The organism is Streptococcus sp. WM07, assembly GCF_004570525.1.
GTDB lineage: Bacteria > Bacillota > Bacilli > Lactobacillales > Streptococcaceae > Streptococcus.
This window is the reverse complement of sequence record NZ_SPPZ01000233.1, coordinates 1-402: the sequence shown is the minus strand read 5'-3', so window position 1 is coordinate 402 and position 402 is coordinate 1. Positions and strand designations below refer to the sequence as shown.

The 402-nt window shown below is 77.1% G+C and carries 1 protein-coding gene; it reads right to left on the bottom strand.

Annotation, left to right across the window (positions count from 1 at the left end):
- Nucleotides 1–402: hypothetical protein (locus tag E4T71_RS09980; RefSeq protein ID WP_209304501.1), on the bottom strand; the 402-nt coding region annotated here is incomplete at both ends.

Below are 402 nucleotides of genomic sequence, written 5' to 3'. Positions count from 1 at the left end.
CGGTGGTGTGAACGCCATGGTGGCACCCACGTAGTCGTTCAGGGGCGGCCCCATGCCGACGCGCAGGCGGCCGGCATTGCGGCCTGCGCGGTCCGCGGGAAGCACGTCGGTGACGGCGGTATCGGGGGTGGCAGGCGGACCGCGCCGCAGGGTTTCGAGCCGCTCCAGTCCGTCGCGCGTGGCGGCGGCGGAGAGGGGGGCGTCGTCGCCCAGGCGGCCCGGCACGATCCAGTCCAGCGCAAGGGCTGAACCGCCGGGGGACGCGGCAGGTGCCTCGCCCCAGCAGCGCTCGCAGTCGGCGCTCAGGAAGCGCTCGACCAGCACGCGCGGCGGGGGCTGCCCGTCGCTCGCGCAGGCGCCGCTGATGGCCGACGCGGGCAGCGAGGCCCCGGCGAGCAGGGC